Source organism: Nonomuraea sp. NPDC049141, from assembly GCF_040648415.1.
Taxonomy (GTDB): domain Bacteria; phylum Actinomycetota; class Actinomycetes; order Streptosporangiales; family Streptosporangiaceae; genus Nonomuraea.
The window spans coordinates 1-1,585 of record NZ_JBEZDR010000200.1 but is presented as its reverse complement, the minus strand read 5'-3'; the positions used below and the strand labels follow the sequence as shown (position 1 = coordinate 1,585).

General features: G+C 74.6%; 1 protein-coding gene and 1 pseudogene. Both read left to right on the top strand.

The window, feature by feature from the left end; translation table 11 throughout:
* Nucleotides 1-328 (top strand): annotated as a pseudogene (locus AB0B91_RS65850) (hypothetical protein); the annotation flags it as partial.
* 10 nt (nt 329-338) lie between these two features.
* Nucleotides 339-1,585, top strand: a 1,247-nt coding sequence (locus tag AB0B91_RS65845) for an HAD-IC family P-type ATPase (protein WP_358343188.1), incomplete at its 3' end; no start/stop codon positions are given.

Genomic DNA, 1,585 nt, shown 5'->3' with positions numbered 1-1,585 from the left:
CGCGTACGGCCACCTGGTGGCGCTGCGCCAGGGCGACCTGGCGTACCTGCACGTGCACCCGCACGGCGAGCCGGGCGACGGGCGGACGCGGCCCGGCCCCGAGGTGAGCTTCTCGGCGGAGATGCCGTCGGCCGGGGCCTACCGCCTCTACCTGGACTTCAAGCACGGCGGCGTGGTGCGTACCGCCGAGTTCACCGTCGTCGCCGGCAGTCCGACCACGCCGGGTGTCCCGGCCGCGACGGGCACCCCGACGGCGGGCACCCCCGCCGCCACGAGCTCCCCGACCGCCGACGCCGGCCACGGCGTCCCCGGCCACGGGCACGACTGACGGGACCGTGATGACCACCAAGCCCTTGCTGACCGCGCCGAACCAGATCGAGCTGGCGATCGGCGGGATGACCTGCGCCTCCTGCGCCGCCCGGATCGAGAAGAAGCTCAACCGGATGGACGGGGTGACCGCCACCGTCAACTACGCCACGGAGAAGGCCACCGTCCGGTACGCCGACGAGGTCACCCCGGACGACCTGATCGCCACGGTGGAGAAGACCGGCTACACGGCGGCCCTGCCGCCCCCGCCCCGGTCCGCCGGAGACGCACCGACCGCCGAGCCGGTGGACGAGCTGCGCGTCCTGCGTACCCGGCTGTGGGTCTCGGCCGTGCTCACCGTGCCGGTGATCGCGCTGGCGATGGTGCCCGCCTGGCAGTTCGACTTCTGGCAGTGGCTGTCGCTGACCCTGGCCGCCCCGGTCGTGGTCTACGGCGGGCTGCCCTTCCACCGGGCGGCCTGGATCAACCTGCGGCACGGCGCGGCGACCATGGACACCCTGGTCTCGCTCGGCACCCTGGCCGCGTTCGGCTGGTCGGTCTGGGCGCTCTTCCTCGGCACCGCCGGGACGCCGGGGATGACCCACCCGTTCAGTCTCGCCATCAACCGCTCCGACGGCGCCGGCAACATCTACCTGGAGGCGGCGGCCGGGGTGACCGTGTTCATCCTCGCCGGCCGCTACTTCGAGGCGCGGGCGAAGCGGACCGCCGGCGCGGCCCTGCGCGCCCTGCTCGAACTGGGCGCCAAGGACGTCGCGGTGCTGCGCGGCGGCACGGAGACCCGGATCCCGGTGGACCAGCTCGTGGTGGGGGACCGGTTCGTGGTCCGGCCCGGCGAGAAGATCGCCACGGACGGCGTGGTCGACGAGGGCACCTCGGCGGTCGACGCCAGCATGCTCACCGGCGAGTCGGTCCCGGTCGAGGTCGGTCCGGGCGACTCCGTGGTCGGCGCCACCGTCAACGCGGGCGGCCGGCTGGTGGTCACCGCCACCCGGATCGGCGGCGACACCCAACTGGCCCAGATGGCCCGGCTCGTCGAGCAGGCGCAGACCGGCAAGGCGGCGGTGCAGCGGCTGGCCGACCGGATCTCCGGCGTCTTCGTGCCGATCGTGATCGCCCTCGCGGTGGGCACCCTCGGCTGGTGGCTCGGCAGCGGGTCGGGCACCACCGCCGCGTTCACCGCCGCCGTGGCGGTGCTGATCATCGCCTGCCCGTGCGCCCTCGGGCTGGCCACGCCGACCGCGCTGCTGGTCGGCACCGG